Origin of the sequence: Amycolatopsis thermophila (genome assembly GCF_030814215.1) — a bacterium.
In the GTDB taxonomy this organism is placed as follows: Bacteria; Actinomycetota; Actinomycetes; order Mycobacteriales; family Pseudonocardiaceae; genus Amycolatopsis_E; species Amycolatopsis_E thermophila.
Map to the genome: position 1 here is coordinate 4,518,132 of NZ_JAUSUT010000001.1, position 16,621 is coordinate 4,534,752.

Sequence of the window (16,621 nt, forward strand, 5' to 3'; positions counted from 1 at the left end):
GAGCCCGGGATACCGGCCGTCCCGGGGCGTGCCCACCACCGTATCGCCACGGACGCGGTCGGGCCGGGTGCGGGAACACCGGCGCGTCGCCGGCCTGCCCGGGACCGACCAGAGCGATGCCAGGTCCAGATCCGCGACACGACCGCCACCATCCCGACAACCAGCCACGATCTTTGTCAGACACGCCCTGGGCGTCCCGGCGGCCGGCAACACCGGGCCGGGTGGGCCGCCCGGCCCGCCCGGCCCGCTGTCTCACGCGCCGGCCGCCACTGCGCCGAGCGGCGGTGCGGGGTGGTCGGCGGGCACGACCGCCGAGTAGAGCGCCGTCCAGCAGGAGGGGCAGCAGTACTGCCGGAAGACGACCGCCGCGTCGACGTAGTCCGCGGCGTTCGCGATGATCTGCGGCCCGGCTTCGGTGGCGGGTCCGTCGAACACCGCGAGCGCGAGGTCGTCGCTCTCGCCGAGGATTTCCCTGCAGTGACGGCACGCCACGGCCTCACGCGGCCCGTCGGTGATCTCGACCAGGTTGTCGTCGAGTCGCTTGCCCGATGCCAGGTCGGTCTTCCGCCCGGACGGCGCCCGCAGCAGGCGCGAGCGTTGCCGGCGCTCGGCTCGCCGCCGGTTGCGTTCGGCGGCGGTCGCGGCTTCGTCCACCGCGCCGCCCTCGACGACCACCCCGTAGACGCTCCTCGCGGCGTCGGCGGTGATCTTCTCCTCGCGCAGGTCCCTGGCCACGGCGCCGGGATCGCGGGTGAGGGGGTCGCCGTACCCGCCGCCGCCCTGCCAGGTCATGACGAACACCTCACCGGGCGCGAGGTGGCTGGAGGCGTAGTTCTGCGCGGGTTCCAGCGTCCCGCCGATCTCGGACAGGTCGCCGGGAATCCGCCCGGCGGCGAGGACGTCGGTGATGCCGCTGCCGCGGGCCAGCACGTCGAGTCCGGTGTTGCCCGGGTGCCCGCCCGCCAGGCCGCCGTTCTGCGAGACCGCCTTGCCGTTGGAGGCGAGGACGAGTCCCATCGGGATGCTCGTGCCGTGCGGGGTGATGGCGATCGACGCTCCGACGCCGCCGCGGTGCCGCCCCGGGCCGCCGGAGTCGGGCACCTCGCGGCGCCACAGCGCCAGGACCGGGTAGAGGAACTCGGTCATCTCGACATCGGGGATGCGGCCCATCGGGATGCAGAACAGGCCGCCGGTGTCGATGCCGTCGGCGTGCGGGCGGGCCCCGTACCCGCCGGACATCGGCTCCATGATGATGTTGAGGAACGGGGCGGGCTGCTCGCCGCGCTCGTCGAGTCCCGCGATCACGGCGGTGTCCCAGGTGCCGCAGCAGGTGGCCTGGACGTTCTTGCCGAGTTCGAGGTCGCGGTCGAGCATCTGGGCCAGGCATTCGGCGACCAGGTTGCCGGTGAGCCAGGCCGGGCCGATCGGCCCGCGGCCGACCGCGGCGGGGTAGGTGGCGTTGTTCAGCGTGCCCTCTTCGGTGACGAGGTCGAAGCAGCGCATCAGCCCGCCGGCCGACCACGGGATGTCGCCGGCCAGGATGGGCAGCAGGGCGAGCATGACGCCGCCGCGCATCCCGGCGTAGGTGCAGTTGACCACGCCGGACTGGGGGCCGGTGCCGGTGAAGTCGAACGTGAGGTGGTCGCCGGTCTTGGTGGTGGTGACGGTGATCTTGTGCAGGCCGCGGTCGCCCTCGTGGGACTGGTCCTGGTACCCGGTCGCGGTCCAGCTGCCGTCGGGCAGGCCGGCGAGCTTGCCGCGCAGCCGGGTCTCGGCGTCGGCCATCATGCGCTTCATCACGGCCTTGACGGTGTCGGCGCCGTACTGCTCGATCAGCGCGTGCAGGCGTTCGCGGCCGACGTTGTTGGCGCCGATCTTGGCGCGCAGGTCGAGGGCGACCAGCATGGGCACCCGGGAGCGCCGGACCCACAGGTCGGCCACGTCGCGCTGGAGCTGGAAGTCGCGCACCACCTTGACGGGCGGGGTGGGCAGCGATTCGGAGAAGACGTCCTGCGCGGCGGGGGAGAACGAGCCGAGCCCGACACCGCCGAGGTCCGGTTCGTGGCAGATCGCGCTGGTCCAGGCGAACAGCTCGCCGTCGTGGAAAACCGGCTGGTACACCATCACGTCGTTCTGGTGCAGGCCGCCGCCGACCCACGGGTCGTTGGTGAGGAACATGTCCCCGTCGGCGATCCCGGGGTTGGTGGCGCGGTGGCGCAGCGTCCAGTAGATGGCCAGGTCGACGGCGCCGACCAGCATGGTGTTGTAGAGGCCGACCTGGACCTCCTGGCCGAGCTCGTCGGAGATGGCGAAGTCGAAGTCGTTGGCGTCGGTCACGATCGGCGAGCCGGACATGCGCTTGAGCGCTTCGCCCATCTCGTCGGTGACCGACCACAGGCGGTGGCGCACCACCTCGTAGGTGAGCGGGTCGAGCGCGTCGACCTGCTCCTGGGTGACGGTGTGGACCGGCAGGGTGGTGGGCAGCGAGCGCTGCAGCTCCGCCGGGTCGACGGGACGGCTGGAGAAGGTCTCGGAACCCAGGATGGGCATGCTCATGAGGTGCTCCCGGCGGGGGTGCGGCGGATGATCAGGTTGCCGAGCGAATCCACGGTGCCTGTGGTGCCGGCCGGGACGACGACGGTGGTCGTGGGGACCTCGACGATGGCCGGGCCGGCGAGCTCGTGCCCGGCGCGCAGCGCGCGGTAGTCGTAGACGGGCGTGTCGGCGTAGCCGGCGGCGGCGTCGAGGCAGACCGGGCGCCGGCCGGCCAGCGCCGCGGCCGGGTCCGGTGAGCCGGCGGCCGGAATCGTGGGCAGTTCGGGCGAGAACGGCAGCACGCCGATCCCGCGCACGCGGAAGGTGATGGCCTGGATGCCGGCTTCGCGGAAGCCCGCCTCCTGGCCGTAGAGCGCGGCGTAGCGCTCCTCGAACGCCGCCGCGGCCTCCTCGATCGCGGCCGCGTCGAGCGGGCCGCTCACGACCGGTGCGGTGACTTCGGCCAGTTGCATCGAATAGCGCATGTCGATCTCGCGGTGCAGCTCCACGGTTTCGAACCGCACACCCTGCCGGTCGAGCCCCTCGCGGACCTGCTTCTCCAGGTCGGCGAAGTTCTGCTCGGCCCGGGCCGGGTCGAACGGCACGGTGGTGGGGTCGGACAGTTCGGCGGCCAGCGCGATGTCCGAGGACGCCAGGCCGTAGGCGGAGAACGCGGACGCGACCGGGCCCAGCGGGACCACGACCTCGTCGACCCCCACCTCGGCGGCGTAGCCGGCGCAGTGCGCGGGTCCGGCACCGCCGAAGGCGTAGAGCACGAACTCGCGCGGGTCGTGTCCGGCTTCGACGACGGTCTTGCGCAGCAGGTCGCCCGTCTGGGCGTTCTGCACGGTGTAGATCGCGGCGGCCGCTTCTTCGATCGAGAGGCCGAGTGGTTTCGCGATCTGGGTGTCGATGGCCTGGCGCGCCAGCTCGAGCGAGAGGGGTTTGCGGCCGCCGAGCAGGCCGCGCTCGGGCAGGATGCCGAGCACGAGGTTGGCGTCGGTGTTGGTCGGCTCGGTGCCGCCGTTGCCGTAGCAGGCGGGGCCGGGCACGGCCTGGGCGCTGCGCGGCCCGATGCGCAGGTTGCCGCCCGCGTCGAGCCAGGCGATCGCGCCGCCGCCGGACCCGATGGCGTCCACCCGCAGGGTGGGCACGTTGATCGGGTGGTGGTTGATCACCGTGGTCGTGTCGCGGACCGGTTCGCCGTCCACGACCAGCCCGGCCAGGAACGTGGTGCCGCCGACGTCGGTGGAGATGATGTTGCGGTGGCCCAGCTGGCGGCCCAGTGCCACCGACCCGACCACACCACCGGTCAGCACGGAGCCGACGGTGCTGATCGCGGTGGCCGGGGCCTCCTTGGCGGCGACGGCCCCGCCGTTGCTCTGCATCACCAGCAACGGGCCGGACAGCCGGTTCGCGCGGAGCGTGGTCTCCAGCGTGGTGAGGTAGTCGCGCAGGCCCGGCCCGATCTGGGTGCTCATGATCGTGGTGGCGTTGCGGGCGAACTCGCGGATGCGGGGACTCACTTCGCTGGACAGCGCGACGAACACCCCGGGGTCCTGCTCGGCGACCAGTTCCCGCAGCCGCCGCTCGTGGACCGGGTTGCGGAACGACCACAACAGCGACACCGCGATGGCGCGCACGCCGTCGTCGAGCAGGGTGCGGATCGCGGCGCGGGCCTCGTCCTCGTCGAGGGGGACGACGATCCGGCCGTCGCGGTCGAGCCGCTCGGTCACCTCGAGCGCGTGGCGCTTGGGCAGCAGGGTGTGGTCCTTGGCCTGGCCGAGCACGTTCTGCAGTTCGTGCGGCGAGCGGCCGAGGTAGCGGCCCTCGACGTTCATGATGAAGATCGAGTCGCGGTGGCCCCGGGTGGTCAGGAAACCGACCGGGGGCACGTTGCCCATCACCAGCGCGTTGAGCGAGGACGTCGTGCCGTGCGCGATGTGGTGGGTGTCGGCCAGCATCTCCGGCAGCGGCCGGCCCAGCTGGCCGGCCAGCAGTTCGAGCACGTCGAGGACACCGCGGGAGTAGTCCGGCGGGGTGGACGGGGACTTGGCGGCCAGCACGGTCCCGGCGTCGTCGTCGAGGACGGCGTCGGTGAACGTGCCGCCCACGTCCACGCCGATGACATAGGCCATGACTCACGCTCCTTTGCGCGGAGGCTACTAACGGATGAGTAGACTATTCAACGCTGACGACAGTAGTCAAGGACTTGACGCGCCCTCTTCCATGCCGTCAAATAGTCGACGGTCTAGTTGAACCGGGAGGTCAGGATGCACCTGAGTCGAGCCGCGGTGCTCGGTGGGGGACCGGGCGGGCTCTACGCCGCACGCCTGCTCAAGCTCGCGTACCCGTCCTGCGAAGTGACCGTGTACGAACAGGGCACGCCCGACGCCACCTTCGGCTTCGGGGTGGGACTCGCCGCGGGCACCCAGCGCAAGCTCGACGCGGCCGACCCCGACACGCTGCGCGACCTCGTCGCCGCGGGGCACCGCCACGACATGACCCTGCGGGTCGGCGCCGACACCGTGCGGGTGCGCAACGACCGCCTGATCGGGATCGCCCGCACCGAGCTGCTCGCGATCCTGCACCGCCACGCGGAAAAGGCCGGGGCGGCGCTGGAGTTCGGCAGCCGCCGCACGGCCGCCGAACTCGACGCCGACCTGGTGATCGCCGCCGACGGGGTGAGCAGCGAAACCCGCGGGAACGGGCCCTTCGGCACCCGGATCGACGTCGGCCGGGGCCTCTACCTGTGGTGCGGCACCGACTTCGCGCTCGAGGACGCCGTGTTCGCCCCGGTGCACACCGAGCACGGCACGTTCGTCACCCACGCCTACCCCTACTCGGGCGGGCGCAGCACCTTCCTCATCGAGACCGACGAGCGCACGTGGCGCAACGCCGGGTTCGACGTCTCCACCGCGGCGACGCCGTTCGACGCCTCCGACGAGGTGTCCCTGGCCTACCTGGGAGAGATCTTCGCCGAGCAGCTGCGCGGCCGCCCGTTGATCGGCAACCGCACCCGCTGGCTGCGCTTCCGGACGGTGCGGTGCGCGCGCTGGTCCGCCGGGCGCACGGTGCTGCTGGGCGATGCCGCGCACACCGCGCACTTCTCCATCGGCTCCGGCACGAAGCTGGCGATGGAGGACGCGATCGGCCTGGTCGCGGCACTGCGGGAGGCGCCGGACCTGGCGACGGCGTTCGCGCGGTACGAGGCCGCGCGCCGACCCGCCGTCGAGCGGCTGCAGGAACTCGCCCGCCGCAGCCAGTTGTGGTGGGAGTCGTTCCCCGCGCGCTTGCACCTGCCCGTCGAACGGCTCATGGTGGCCTACATGACCCGGTCCGGGAACGTGCCGCTGGACCGCTTCGCGGCCACGAACCCCGATGTCGTGGCCGCGGCGCTCACCCACTACGCGGGCGAACAACCACCGCCGTCTCCGGACGCCGTCACCGGCTGGGTGCTCGACCGCCCGTTGATCCACAACGGACGGCATTACCCGCACCGGCACCCGGCGCGCGTGGACGCGAACCTGGTCACCCTCGACGAGGTGCTCACCGACCCGTGGGACGAGACCGGCGACGCCGTCGTCGCGCGGGCCCGGCGCGCTCGCGCCGACGGCGCCGACGGGTTCCGCTTCACCGGGCCCGGCGACCGCGCCGCCGTGCTCACCCGGCTCGACCTCGCCGAGCGGGTCCGCACCGAGGTGGGCGGGCTGTCCGTCGTGGAGGCACCGGCGGCGCTGCGCGAGGACCTCGCCGCGGGCCTGGTCAGCGGCCGCACCGACCTCGCGTCCTTCACCGGGGAGTCGTGATGGGCAAGCTCGTGACCTACCCCGCCGACCTGCGCCGCGCGTACCGCGAAGCCGGGCTGTGGGGCCCCCGCACCCTCGCCGACGAGTTCCACCGCGTCGCGCGCGCCCACCCCGCCCGCCACGCCGTCGTCGCCCTGGACGGCCGGCTGAGCTACCGCGAACTCGACGAACGCAGCGACCTCCTGGCCGCGGGACTGGCCGGGCTCGGCCTCGCGCCCGGCGAGCCGGTGCTGTTCCAGGTCACCAACCGGCTGGACACCGTCGTCGCCTGGTACGGCGTGCTCAAGGCCGGTTTGGTGCCGGTGTGCACGCTGGCCGCGCACCGGGGTCACGAGATCGGCGAGATCAGCCGGCGCGTCGGCGCCACCGCGCACCTGGTGGAGGCCGGTACCCGCGGGTTCGACCTGATCGCCTTCGCGCTCGGGCAGCGACGCGACCACCCCACGCTCCGGCACGTCCTGACCCTCGGCGCGCGGGACGACCCGCGCGGCATCCCCGTCGAAACGCTGGCCGCTGACCTGGACCCCGGCACCGCCCGCGAGACCGTCGCGCGGATCCAGTCCGCGATCGACCCCGACGACGTCGCGGTCTTCCAGCTCTCCGGCGGCACCACCGGCGTGCCCAAGGTGATCCCGCGGCTGCACGCCGAGTACTGGTACAACGCCGCCGCCTACGCCCGGTCCTGGGACTGGGGCCCGCACACCCGCGTCGCCCACCTGATCCCGGTCATCCACAACGCGGGCATCGTCTGCGCCGTGCACGGGCCGCACAGCGCGGGCGCCTGCCTGGTCCTGGGGACACCGGACCTCGACGAGTCGCTGCCGCTGCTGGCCCGCGAACGCGCCACCCACGTGCTGCTGGGGCACGGGCACTTCCGCGCCGCGAGCCACCCCGCGTTCGCGGCCGCCACCGCTTCGGTGACGCAGGTCGTGCTGTCGGGCAGCAAGATCCCGCCCGCGCTGTTCGACGGCCTCGAACGCCGGGGGCTGTGGTCCGGGCAGCTGTTCGGCATGGGGGAGGGACTGTTCCTCACCACCCGCCCCGGCGCGCCGCGCGAGGCCCGCGCGACCACCGTCGGCACCCCACTGTCCGAACTGGACGAGATCCGCATTCTCGAACCCGGATCGGAGACCGTGCTTCCCGACGGCGAGACCGGCGAGCTGTGCTGCCGCGGCCCGTACACCCTGCGCGGCTACTTCGACGCCCCGGAGCACAACGCGCGCGCCTTCACCTCCGACGGCTTCTACCGCACCGGAGACCTCGCGGCGGTGCGCGTCATCGACGGCGAGCGGTACGTGTCCATCGAGGGCCGGATCAAGGACGTGATCAACCGCGGCGGCGAGAAGATCAACGCCGAGGAGATCGAGCTGCTGCTGGTGCGCCACCCCCGCGTGAGTGCCGCCGCGGTCGTCGCCATGCCCGATCCCCGTCTCGGCGAACGGGCCTGCGCCTTCCTCGTCACCGAGGGCGGACCGCTGGCCCTGAGCGAGGTCCAGGAGCACTTCGCCGCGCTGGGCGTGGCCAAGTTCAAATGGCCCGAACGCCTCGAACACCTCACCGAGATGCCCCGCACCCTCGTCGGGAAGCTCGACAAGAAGCGCCTGCACGCCGAGATCGCCGAGAAGGTCACGGCCGAACTCGCGTCCACCACAGGAGGTAACCCGTGACCGCAGTCCACCGCATCGGCCTGATCGTGCCCAGCTCGAACGTCACCGTCGAGACCGAGGTGCCGGCGCTGCTCGCCCGCCACCGCGGCGCCCGGTTCTCGTTCCACTCCAGCCGGATGCGGATGCACCGGGTCTCGCCGGAGGAGCTGCGGGCCATGAACGCCCAGCGCGAGCGGTGTGTCGACGAACTCGCCGACGCCGGCGTGGACGCGCTGCTCTACGCCTGCCTGGTCGCGCTGATGGCGCAGGGACCGGGCGAGCACCGGCGGACCGAGAAGGCGGTCACCGGCCGGCTCGCGCGCAGCGGCCGCCGCCCCGCGGTGCTCTCCAGTGCGGGTGCGCTCGTCGAAGGGCTGCAGGCGCTCGGTGCCCGGCGCATCGCGCTGGTGACCCCGTACCTGCGGCCGCTGGCCGAGCAGGTCGTGGGCTACCTGCGGGCCGAGGGCTTCGACGTCGTCGACTGGGCCGCCCTCGAGGTCGGCGACAACGCCGAGGTCGGCTGCATCCCGGGCGACCGCGTGATGGCCGCCGCCCGCGGTCTCGACCTCGACGGTGCCGACGCGCTGGTGATCTCCGCGTGCGTGCAGATGCCCTCGCTCGGGCTCATCACCGCCGCCGAGGAGGAGTTCGGCCTGCCGGTGCTGTCGGCGGCCACCGCCGGTGCCTACAGCCTGCTGCGGCACCTCGGCCTGCCGCCCGAGCTTCCCGACGCCGGGCGGTTGCTCGCCGCGCCACTACCATCACATCCATGACCCGCAAGAAGACGGCGAACGTCGGCGAGGTGAAGACCGGGAGCACCGCGCGGCGCGAGCTGGTGGAGAACGAGCTCTACGAGCACGCCACCCGGCTGTTCGCCGAGCGCGGGTTCGCCGGCACCAGCCTGCAGGACATCGCCGACGCGCTGGGCATCACGCGGCCGGCGCTCTACTACTACGTCAAGAGCAAGGACGAGCTGCTCGCCAAGCTCGTCACCGAGGTCACCAACGGGCCGCTGGACGAGCTGAGCGAGCTGGTCGCGCGGGACGAGCTGGACCCGGTGCAGAAGCTGCGCGGGATCGTCGAGGTCATCGTCGGCCGCCGGGCGACGCAGCCGGCCCGGTTCCGGCTGCTGATCCGGTCGGAGGCCGAACTGCCCGCCGAGCTGACCGCGGCGTACGACGACAGCCGCCGCGCCGTGCTCAAGACCATCGCGGGGGTGATCGAGGACGGGGTGCGCGCGGGCCGGTTCCGCCCGGTCGACCCGCGCGTCGCGGCGCTCGGCGTGCTGGGCATGTGCAACTGGGTCGCCTGGTGGTTCCACCCCGGCGGCCGCGACACGGCCGAGGACGTCATCGAACAGCTCGCCGACATGGCCGTGGGCGCGTTGCAGCGTCCCGACCACCACGTGCTCGACGGGGAGGGGCCGGCGGCGGCGCTGAAGATGCTGCGGCAGGACCTCGACTACCTGGAGCGCATCCTGGACCGCTGATCCCGCCCCTCCGCCGCCGGTGGAGGGGTCTTTCCGGCCCTGCGATTCGTCTCAACCGTCAAACTGTTGACTCAAGCGTCGAGAGCGGCGTACCGTCCGGGTACGAGCACTCGCCCAGGGGAAGGACATGCCATGACCGAGCTGGACCACCGGGTACAGGGGGTCGACCACGTCGCGTTCCCGACGTTCGACCCCGCGGCGACGGTGCGCTTCTACCGGGACGTGCTGGGTTTCCCGGTCGTGCACTCGATCTGCGCGGCCGGCTGGGGGCCCGAGGACCACCCGGACTTCATCCACTTCTTCTTCGACATCGGCAACGGCGACCGGATCGCGTTCTTCTACTACTTCGGCGCCGACCCCGCGATCGGCGGCGCACCGGGCGAGAAGGGCGACGTCTACGCCCGGTTCGGCGCGGGCGTGCCGGAGTTCTTCGTGCGGTCGCGGCACCTGGCCATCCACGTGGAGAACGAGGACGACCTGCTGGAGTACCGGCGGCGCCTGGACGCCAGCGACTGGCCGGTGGAGATGCAGATCCAGCACGAGACCATCGAGTCGATCTACACCCACGACCCGAACGGGTACATGTTCGAGATCACCCGTGCCATGCGGCCGGTGACGCCCCAGGAGGACCTGGACGCGAACCTCACCATCGACGCGCTGCTCGACGTGGTGGGCGAGCCGGAGCCGACGTTCGGCAAACTGCTGGCCCGCAAGGCCGAGCTCATCGTCGAGCGGGCCGCGGAGTGGGAACTGGCGCGGGGGAGCGACCGGTGACCACGCTCTACGTCCTCGACGTCCCCGAAAACACCCCGATGGCGAAGGTCGCCGCCGAGGACCCGGCGGTCACCGTCGGCCGCATCGGCCCGTACTTCGAGATCAGCGCGGCGGGCCCGATCGTGATCGACCGGCGCGCCACCGGCTGCCGTCACGCGGTCTGGTACTCCGCCGTCGGCGGCGTGGCCCGCGACAGCCGCATCACGCAGCACGACAAGAACGCGCTGCGGGTGGAACCGGCGTGAGCGCGAGCGCGTCCCGGCTCGGCGTCGGCCGGTACCTGCCGGCCGGCCGCCGCCCGGAGAACACCAGCACCACGGTCCACGAGCTGACCACAGTGGACGGTGCCGGCGTCCGTGGTGTCCTCACCACGACGCCGGGCGCGTCGACGGTCGTGTGCCTGACCCACCCCCGCCAGGACGTCACCCACCACCCGCTGGTCCCGCTGCTGCTGCGGGCCGGGGCGGCGGTGTGGACCCAGCACACGCGGTCGGTCAACAACGACCTCACCCTGGTGCACGAGCAGGCGCTGCTCGACGTCGCCGCGGGCCTGGTGTTCCTGCGGGAGCGGGGTTTCCGGTCCATCGTGACGCTCGGCCATTCCGGTGGCGGCACGCTCTACGCCTTCTACCTGGAGCAGGCCGCGCTGCCGGCCACCCGTCGCCTCGCCACCACCCCGGGCGGCCGCCCCGTCCCGCTGGCCGAGGCCGAGATGCCCCTCGCGGACGGCGCGGTCTTCCTCGCCCCGCACCCGGGACAGGGACAGCTCTTGCTCGCGTGCATCGACCCGTCGGTGGCCGACGAGCGGGACCCGATGTCCGTGGTGCCCGAACTCGACCCGTTCAGCCCGGCGAACGGTTTCGCCGATCCGCCCGCGAGCTCGTCCTACCCGCCCGAGTTCCTGGCCCGCTACCGCGCCGCGCAGCGCGAACGGGTCGCCCGGATCGACGCCGTCGCCCGGCAGCACCTCGCTCGTGCGGCCGAGGCGCGGGCGGCGTTCAAGGCCGGCGGCGACCCGGTGCACCGGCGCCGCGCGCTCGCACCGCGGATCATCCCGGTGTACCGCACCGACGCCGATCCCCGGAACGTCGATCTGTCGCTCGACCCCAGCGAACGCCCCTACGGCTCGCTGTTCGGCACGCGCCCCGACCTCATCAACTACGGCCTGACCGGCTTCGGCCGCCTCACCACCCCCGAGGCGTGGCTGTCGACGTGGTCCGGGCTCAGCTCGAACGCCGACTTCGTCCGGTGCGCGCCGGGCGTCACCGTGCCGACCCTGTTCGTCGAGCTCACCGGCGACCAGGCCGCCTTCCCGGCCGATTCCCGCCGGATGATCGACGCGCTCGGCGCGGACGACCTCAGCACGGCCACCGTGCGCGGCCTGCACTTCGGCGGCGCCATCGCCGAGGGCGAACCCACCGGCAACGAACTGGCCGCCGCGGAAATCGTGCGCTGGCTGGACGAACGCTACGAACTCGCCGCGCGGGCCTGACGCCCGCGGATCCGGCGCCAGGGCTCGCAGTCGCTGCCGCAGTCGCCGGCCGGCCGTCAGGCCGGGGCGAGCAGTGACACGGTGAGCAGCTCGATCATGCGGCTGTAGCGGCCGGCGAAGTCCACGTGGGCGGCGTGCAGTGCGGGGTCTTCCACGGCCGCGGTGACGGCGGGCCCGGGGTGGGCGAACGGCCACAGGCCCGCGATGAGCACGATGGTCGACGAGGCCAGTTCCCCCGCCGCCGCCCGGTCCAGGCCGGCCACCCGCGCGTGCAGGATGTCGGCGAGCCGCTCGTTGTTGGCCAGTGCCCGGCGTTTGTAGGTGCGCACCGTCTCCACCGACAGCGTGCGTTCCAGCACGCTGGCCAGCACGCTCGCGAGCTCGCACAGGACGGGCCGGGCGTTGAGCGAGGCGGCGTAGGCGTCGGCGAAGGCGCGCACCGGCTCGGTGCTGTCGCCGTCCGGCGCCAGGTCGGCCGGGAGCGCGTCCAGCCAGGCGCCGTACTCCCGGTTGAGGAGCTCCAGGAAGACCGCTTCGCGGTTCTCGAAGTACCGCAGCACGTTCGAGGTGGCGATCCCGGCCTGCCGGCCGATGTCGCGCAGGGTGATGTCGGCCACCTGCGCCCCGGACAGCAGCTGCGCGGCCGCGTTCAGGATCGACTGCCTGCGCAGCTCCCGGTTCTCCGGGCGGCGGGCGCGGATGAACCCCTGCGTGGTCTCGCTCATCACCCTCCTCGTGCTCGCCCCGCTCGCGCCGCCCGCCACGATACAGCCACCCCTGGATAAGAGAACGACATTCTGTTACGGTCGTTAAGAGAACAGGATTCTCTTACGAAGGAGACATCGTGATCACGTACGACAAACTGCTGGTGGGCGGCGAGTGGACCACCCCGGCCACGACCGGCGTCCTGCGGGTCCGCTCGCCGCACGACCAGTCCCTGGTGGGCGTCGTGCCGGAGGCGTCCGTCGCCGACGTCGACCGCGCCGTCACCGCCGCCCGCGAGGCCTTCGACCACGGCCCCTGGCCGCGCCTGGCGCCCGCGGAACGACAGCGGGTGGTGGCGCGGTTCACCGAGCTGCACTCGGCGCGCGCCGACGAACTGGCCGCCCTCATCACCTCGGAGAACGGCTCGCCGATCTGGTTCACCACCTGGCTGCAGCGCAGTCTGCGGGGCTACAACGACGATTTCCTCGAGACCGCGGCGGGGTTCGACTGGGAGACCGAGCTGCCCGGGGAGGACGGCCACCGCACCGTGGTGCGCCGTGCCCCGGTGGGGGTCGTCGCCGCGGTGATCCCGTGGAACGCACCGCACCAGTCCGCGCTGGTCAAGATGATCCCGGCGCTGCTGGCCGGATGCCCGGTCATCCTCAAGCCCTCGCCGGAGACAGCCGTGGACGCCCTGCGACTCGCCGGGATCCTGGCCGAGGCCGGCTTTCCCGAGGGCGTGGTCAGCGTGCTCCCCGCCGACCGCGCGGTCAGCGAGTACCTGATCGCCCACCCCGGCGTGGACAAGGTCGCCTTCACCGGTTCGACCACCGCCGGGCGCCGCATCGCCGCCCTCGCCGGTGAGCGGTTCAAGCGCGTCAGCCTGGAGCTCGGCGGGAAGTCCGCCTCCCTCGTCCTGCCCGACGCCGACCTGACCCAGCTGGCCGAGGGCCTCAAGGGCCTGGCGCTCGGCAACAACGGCGAGGCGTGCGTGGCCCACACCCGCATCCTGGCGCCGCGCAGCCGCTACCGGGAGGTCGTGGACGCGATCGCCGGGATGATGGAGGGCATCACCGTGGGCGACCCGGCCGACCCCGCCACCTGGATCGGGCCCATGGTCAAGGAAGCCCAGCAGCAGCGCGTCCAGTCCTACATCGAGGCGGGCCTCGCCGAAGGCGCCCGCCTGGTGCTCGGTGGGCCCGGCGCACCGGACGTCCCGGGGCTGGAGAAGGGCTTCTACGTGCGCCCGACCCTCTTCGCCGATGTCGCCAACACCATGCGGATCGCCCGTGAGGAGATCTTCGGCCCGGTCCTGGCCGTCATCCCGTTCGGCACCGAGGACGAGGCCGTCGCCATCGCCAACGATTCCCCCTACGGCCTGGCCGGCGGCGTGTGGACCGCCGACCCGGAACACGGTCTCGAGGTGGCGCGCCGCATCCGCACCGGCACGTTCACCGTCAACGGCGCGCCCCGCGACATGCGGTCCCCGTTCGGCGGCTTCAAGGCGAGCGGCTTCGGCCGCGAGTACGGCCCCGCGGGGCTGAGCGCCTACACCGAATACCAGTCCATCGGCGTGTGATCCGCGCGGGCGCCGGCCCGGCTCGGTGCTACGGCGGCCAGGTGTGCACCGGCTCGTTGGTGTGCATGTGGTGCCGGTAGTCGGCGACCAGGGTGCGCAGGGTGTCGAACCGGTCCATCGTGGTGGTGTCGAACAGCCGGTGGAACCGCCGCTGCTGCCAGGTCGCGCCGGTGGTGGCGGTGAGGCAGCGCTGCTCGATGACGCCCAGCAGCCGGTCCCGTTCGCCGGCGTCGACCCCCCACTCGCGCAGTCCCTCGTCGGCCATCGGTAGCAGCCTGCGCAGGACCAGCTCGGCGACCGGGACGGTGCCCAGGCCGGGCCAGTAGATCGAGGCGTCGATGCCCATCCTGGCGCAGGTGTGGAAGTTCTCCTCCGCCGCGCTGAACGACATCCGGGTCCAGATGGGGCGTTCGTGCTCGGCGAGCGTCCGCACGAGTCCGAAGTAGAACGCGCCGTTGGCCATCGTGTCGACCACGGTGGGTCCGGCCGGGAGGACGCGGTTCTCCACGCGCAGGTGGGCGCGGCCGCGGGTGACCGCGTAGATCGGCCGGTTCCAGCGGTAGATCGTGCCGTTGTGCAACCGCAGTTCGGCGAGCGAGGGTGTGTCGCCGCGGTCGAGCACCTCGAAGGGGTCCTCCTCGGAGCAGATCGGCAGCAGCGCCGAGAAGTACCGGGCGTTCTCCTCGAACAGGTCGAAGATCGAGGTGATCCACCGCTCGCCGAACCACACCCGCGGCCGCACCCCCTGGGCCTTGAGTTCCTCGCTGCGCGTGTCGGTCGCCTGCTCGAACAGGGCGATCCGGGTCTCGGCCCACAGGTGCTTGCCGAGCAGGAACGGCGAGTTCGCGCCGACCGCGACCTGCACCCCGGCAATCGCCTGGGCGGCGTTCCAGTACGCCGGGAACTGCGCGGGGCTCACCTGCAGGTGGAACTGGGTGCTGGTGCACGCCGCCTCGGGCACGATCGTGTCGCAGGTGGCCCGCAGCCGTTCGGCGCCGTCGATGGCGATGTGCAGGTCCTCGCCCCGCGCGGCCAGGATCTGGTCGTTGAGCAGCGCGTACCGCGGGTTCAGCGACAGCGACGCGCCGGTCAGGTGGTCCTGCCGCAGGGTGGGCAGGATCCCGACCATGATCAGGTGCGCGCCGATCCGGTTCGCCTTCGCCTCGGCGGCGTTGAGGCTGGCCCGCACGTCGTCCTCGAACGTCTTCGCGCCCGCTCCGCTCAAGCGGCGGGGCGAGACGTTGATCTCCAGGTTCCACTGGCCCAGCTCGGTCTGGAAGTCCGGATCGGCGACCGCCTCCAGCGTCCGGGCGTTGCACATGGTGGGCTCGCCGCGCTCGTCGACCAGGTTGAGCTCGATCTCCAGCCCGGTCATCGGCCGTTCGAACTCGAAGTGCGACTCGCGCAGCATGCGCGCGAAGGCGTCCAGGCAGCGGCGCAACCGGACCCGGTACCGGGTGCGGTCGGCTCCGGTGAACGTGTGCTGCTCGACGTCCTCGCCCATGTGGCCTCCGGCAGGATCGTCTGTAGTGTCCCACCGATCCGCCGGTGGTGTCAGTCCGCCGGCGCGCCCAGCCCGAGTGTCCGCAGCCGGGCTTCGAAGAACGCCGCCGCGGTGATCGACCGGTACTTCCGCTCGCCGCCCGCCCAGCGCTCGTCCGGCCGGAGATCGACGTCGGCGCGGGGGTAGATGAACAGCGGGCTGGAGTAGCGGCTCCGCCCGGTCGGCGCGCCGGGGGCGTCGATGCGGTGGACGGCCGAGCGCAGGTGGCCGCCGGTGAGGTGCTGCAACATGTCGCCGACCTGCACGATGGTGTGACCTTCCGGCGCGGTGCCGTCGATCCAGCCGCCGCCGCGGAGCTTGACCTTGAGGCCCTTGCCCGTGGACGGCGGGAGGACCGACACGAGGTTGCCGTCGGTGTGCCGGCAGCCCCACACGACCCGCCCGGTCTGTTCCGCGGTGAGCGGCGGGTAGCACAAGGGTCGCAGCGCCGTGCTCCCGTCACGGGTGAGGTCGTCGAAGAATCCGTCGCCATAACCGAGCCGCTGCTCGAGAGCGCGCAGAACCGCCATGCCGACGGCGTTCAGGGCGTCGAACACGGCGAGTGCGTTGTCGCGGAAGTTGGGCGCGTCCACCGGCCACACGTTGTCGGCGTAGAAGGCGGGGAAGCGGTCCCTGAGCGTGGTGTCGGCGACGGACTCGGGGCCGATGAGCCAGCACGAGCGCTGGTCGGGCTGCGATGCGCCGTCCGCGCCGGAACGCCGGCACGCGGCCGCGGTCTCGACGCCGAGCGGGGTGTAGCCGCGCAGGTGGTGGATCCCGGGCCGCCGGTACCGTTCGAGCTCGTCCGCGGGGCGGGCGAACACCTCGGCGTAGGACGCATACGCGGCGGGCAGCATGCGCGCGACGTCCGGGGTCCGGACGAACACGAAGCCGATCTCGCGCAGCCCCCGCTCGACGGTTTCGGTGAACTCACGTCGCCGGGCCGCTGGCGCCGCCGCGTCCGCCAGGTCGACCCGGGGTATTTCCCGCATCATGCCGGGACGGTAAGCGCGCCTGGCCCGCGCGGGCAATGGCCCGCGAGGCGGTTC

The 16,621-nt window shown here is 72.5% G+C and carries 13 protein-coding genes; 8 read left to right on the forward strand and 5 right to left on the reverse strand.

Going from position 1 to position 16,621, the window contains the following annotated elements; translation table 11 throughout:
• Positions 1–252 precede the first annotated feature (252 nt).
• Both FB470_RS22140 and FB470_RS22145 read right to left on the reverse strand, forming a co-directional pair.
• Positions 253–2,556: a hydantoinase B/oxoprolinase family protein gene (locus FB470_RS22140; RefSeq protein WP_306994390.1), complete on the reverse strand. Its 2,304-nt coding sequence runs from the start codon at positions 2,554–2,556 to the stop codon at positions 253–255.
• Entirely contained in the window at positions 2,553–4,673 is a 2,121-nt protein-coding gene (locus FB470_RS22145) for a hydantoinase/oxoprolinase family protein (protein WP_306994392.1), read from the reverse strand. Before FB470_RS22145 ends, FB470_RS22140 begins: the two co-directional genes overlap by 4 nt.
• A gap of 135 nt (positions 4,674–4,808) precedes the next feature.
• Here FB470_RS22145 and FB470_RS22150 point away from each other — a divergent pair, with 135 nt between their 5' ends.
• The 7 genes from FB470_RS22150 to FB470_RS22180 all read left to right on the forward strand — a co-directional run bounded on the left by FB470_RS22150 (position 4,809) and on the right by FB470_RS22180 (position 11,745).
• Entirely contained in the window at positions 4,809–6,344 is a 1,536-nt protein-coding gene (locus tag FB470_RS22150; RefSeq protein ID WP_306994394.1) for an FAD-dependent monooxygenase, read from the forward strand.
• Positions 6,344–8,011: a (2,3-dihydroxybenzoyl)adenylate synthase gene (locus tag FB470_RS22155; protein ID WP_306994396.1), complete on the forward strand. Its 1,668-nt coding sequence runs from the start codon at positions 6,344–6,346 to the stop codon at positions 8,009–8,011. Before FB470_RS22150 ends, FB470_RS22155 begins: the two co-directional genes overlap by 1 nt.
• Positions 8,008–8,763, forward strand: coding sequence for a maleate cis-trans isomerase family protein (locus tag FB470_RS22160; RefSeq protein WP_306994398.1), 756 nt, complete (start codon positions 8,008–8,010; stop codon positions 8,761–8,763). The genes FB470_RS22155 and FB470_RS22160 overlap by 4 nt, the downstream gene beginning before the upstream one ends.
• Positions 8,760–9,479 carry a TetR/AcrR family transcriptional regulator gene (locus tag FB470_RS22165; protein WP_306994400.1) on the forward strand — a complete coding sequence of 240 codons (720 nt, stop codon included), beginning with the start codon at positions 8,760–8,762 and terminating at the stop codon, positions 9,477–9,479. The genes FB470_RS22160 and FB470_RS22165 overlap by 4 nt, the downstream gene beginning before the upstream one ends.
• A 132-nt stretch (positions 9,480–9,611) precedes the next feature.
• Positions 9,612–10,253 (forward strand): VOC family protein, encoded by a 642-nt coding sequence (locus FB470_RS22170; RefSeq protein ID WP_306994402.1) that lies wholly within the window; start codon positions 9,612–9,614, stop codon positions 10,251–10,253.
• Positions 10,250–10,498: a hypothetical protein gene (locus FB470_RS22175; RefSeq protein ID WP_306994404.1), complete on the forward strand. Its 249-nt coding sequence runs from the start codon at positions 10,250–10,252 to the stop codon at positions 10,496–10,498. The genes FB470_RS22170 and FB470_RS22175 overlap by 4 nt, the downstream gene beginning before the upstream one ends.
• Entirely contained in the window at positions 10,495–11,745 is a 1,251-nt protein-coding gene (locus FB470_RS22180; RefSeq protein WP_306994405.1) for an alpha/beta hydrolase, read from the forward strand. Before FB470_RS22175 ends, FB470_RS22180 begins: the two co-directional genes overlap by 4 nt.
• A 56-nt stretch (positions 11,746–11,801) precedes the next feature.
• Here the strand turns inward: FB470_RS22180 and FB470_RS22185 are convergent, their stop codons facing one another.
• A complete protein-coding gene (locus FB470_RS22185) occupies positions 11,802–12,470 on the reverse strand; it encodes a TetR/AcrR family transcriptional regulator (RefSeq protein WP_306994407.1) in 669 nt (222 codons plus the stop codon).
• A gap of 119 nt (positions 12,471–12,589) precedes the next feature.
• Here FB470_RS22185 and FB470_RS22190 point away from each other — a divergent pair, with 119 nt between their 5' ends.
• Positions 12,590–14,029: an aldehyde dehydrogenase gene (locus FB470_RS22190; protein WP_306994409.1), complete on the forward strand. Its 1,440-nt coding sequence runs from the start codon at positions 12,590–12,592 to the stop codon at positions 14,027–14,029.
• Positions 14,030–14,057: 28 nt separating this feature from the next.
• Here the strand turns inward: FB470_RS22190 and FB470_RS22195 are convergent, their stop codons facing one another.
• Together FB470_RS22195 and FB470_RS22200 are read right to left on the reverse strand one after the other, a co-directional pair.
• Positions 14,058–15,533: a glutamate--cysteine ligase family protein gene (locus FB470_RS22195; RefSeq protein WP_306994410.1), complete on the reverse strand. Its 1,476-nt coding sequence runs from the start codon at positions 15,531–15,533 to the stop codon at positions 14,058–14,060.
• A 50-nt stretch (positions 15,534–15,583) separates the two neighbouring features.
• A complete protein-coding gene (locus tag FB470_RS22200; RefSeq protein ID WP_306994412.1) occupies positions 15,584–16,567 on the reverse strand; it encodes an isopenicillin N synthase family dioxygenase in 984 nt (327 codons plus the stop codon).
• Positions 16,568–16,621: the final 54 nt, after the last annotated feature.

What these genes read in the sequence shown, in the direction of transcription:
- FB470_RS22170 (WP_306994402.1), top strand. Translation starts at nt 9,612, where the DNA reads ATGACCGAGCTGGACCACCGGGTACAGGGGGTCGACCACGTCGCGTTC.
- FB470_RS22155 (WP_306994396.1), top strand. Translation starts at nt 6,344, where the DNA reads ATGGGCAAGCTCGTGACCTACCCCGCCGACCTGCGCCGCGCGTACCGC.
- FB470_RS22150 (WP_306994394.1), top strand. Translation starts at nt 4,809, where the DNA reads ATGCACCTGAGTCGAGCCGCGGTGCTCGGTGGGGGACCGGGCGGGCTC.
- FB470_RS22165 (WP_306994400.1), top strand. Translation starts at nt 8,760, where the DNA reads ATGACCCGCAAGAAGACGGCGAACGTCGGCGAGGTGAAGACCGGGAGC.
- FB470_RS22195 (WP_306994410.1), bottom strand. Translation starts at nt 15,533, where the DNA reads ATGGGCGAGGACGTCGAGCAGCACACGTTCACCGGAGCCGACCGCACC.
- FB470_RS22145 (WP_306994392.1), bottom strand. Translation starts at nt 4,673, where the DNA reads ATGGCCTATGTCATCGGCGTGGACGTGGGCGGCACGTTCACCGACGCC.
- FB470_RS22185 (WP_306994407.1), bottom strand. Translation starts at nt 12,470, where the DNA reads ATGAGCGAGACCACGCAGGGGTTCATCCGCGCCCGCCGCCCGGAGAAC.
- FB470_RS22200 (WP_306994412.1), bottom strand. Translation starts at nt 16,567, where the DNA reads ATGATGCGGGAAATACCCCGGGTCGACCTGGCGGACGCGGCGGCGCCA.
- FB470_RS22140 (WP_306994390.1), bottom strand. Translation starts at nt 2,556, where the DNA reads ATGAGCATGCCCATCCTGGGTTCCGAGACCTTCTCCAGCCGTCCCGTC.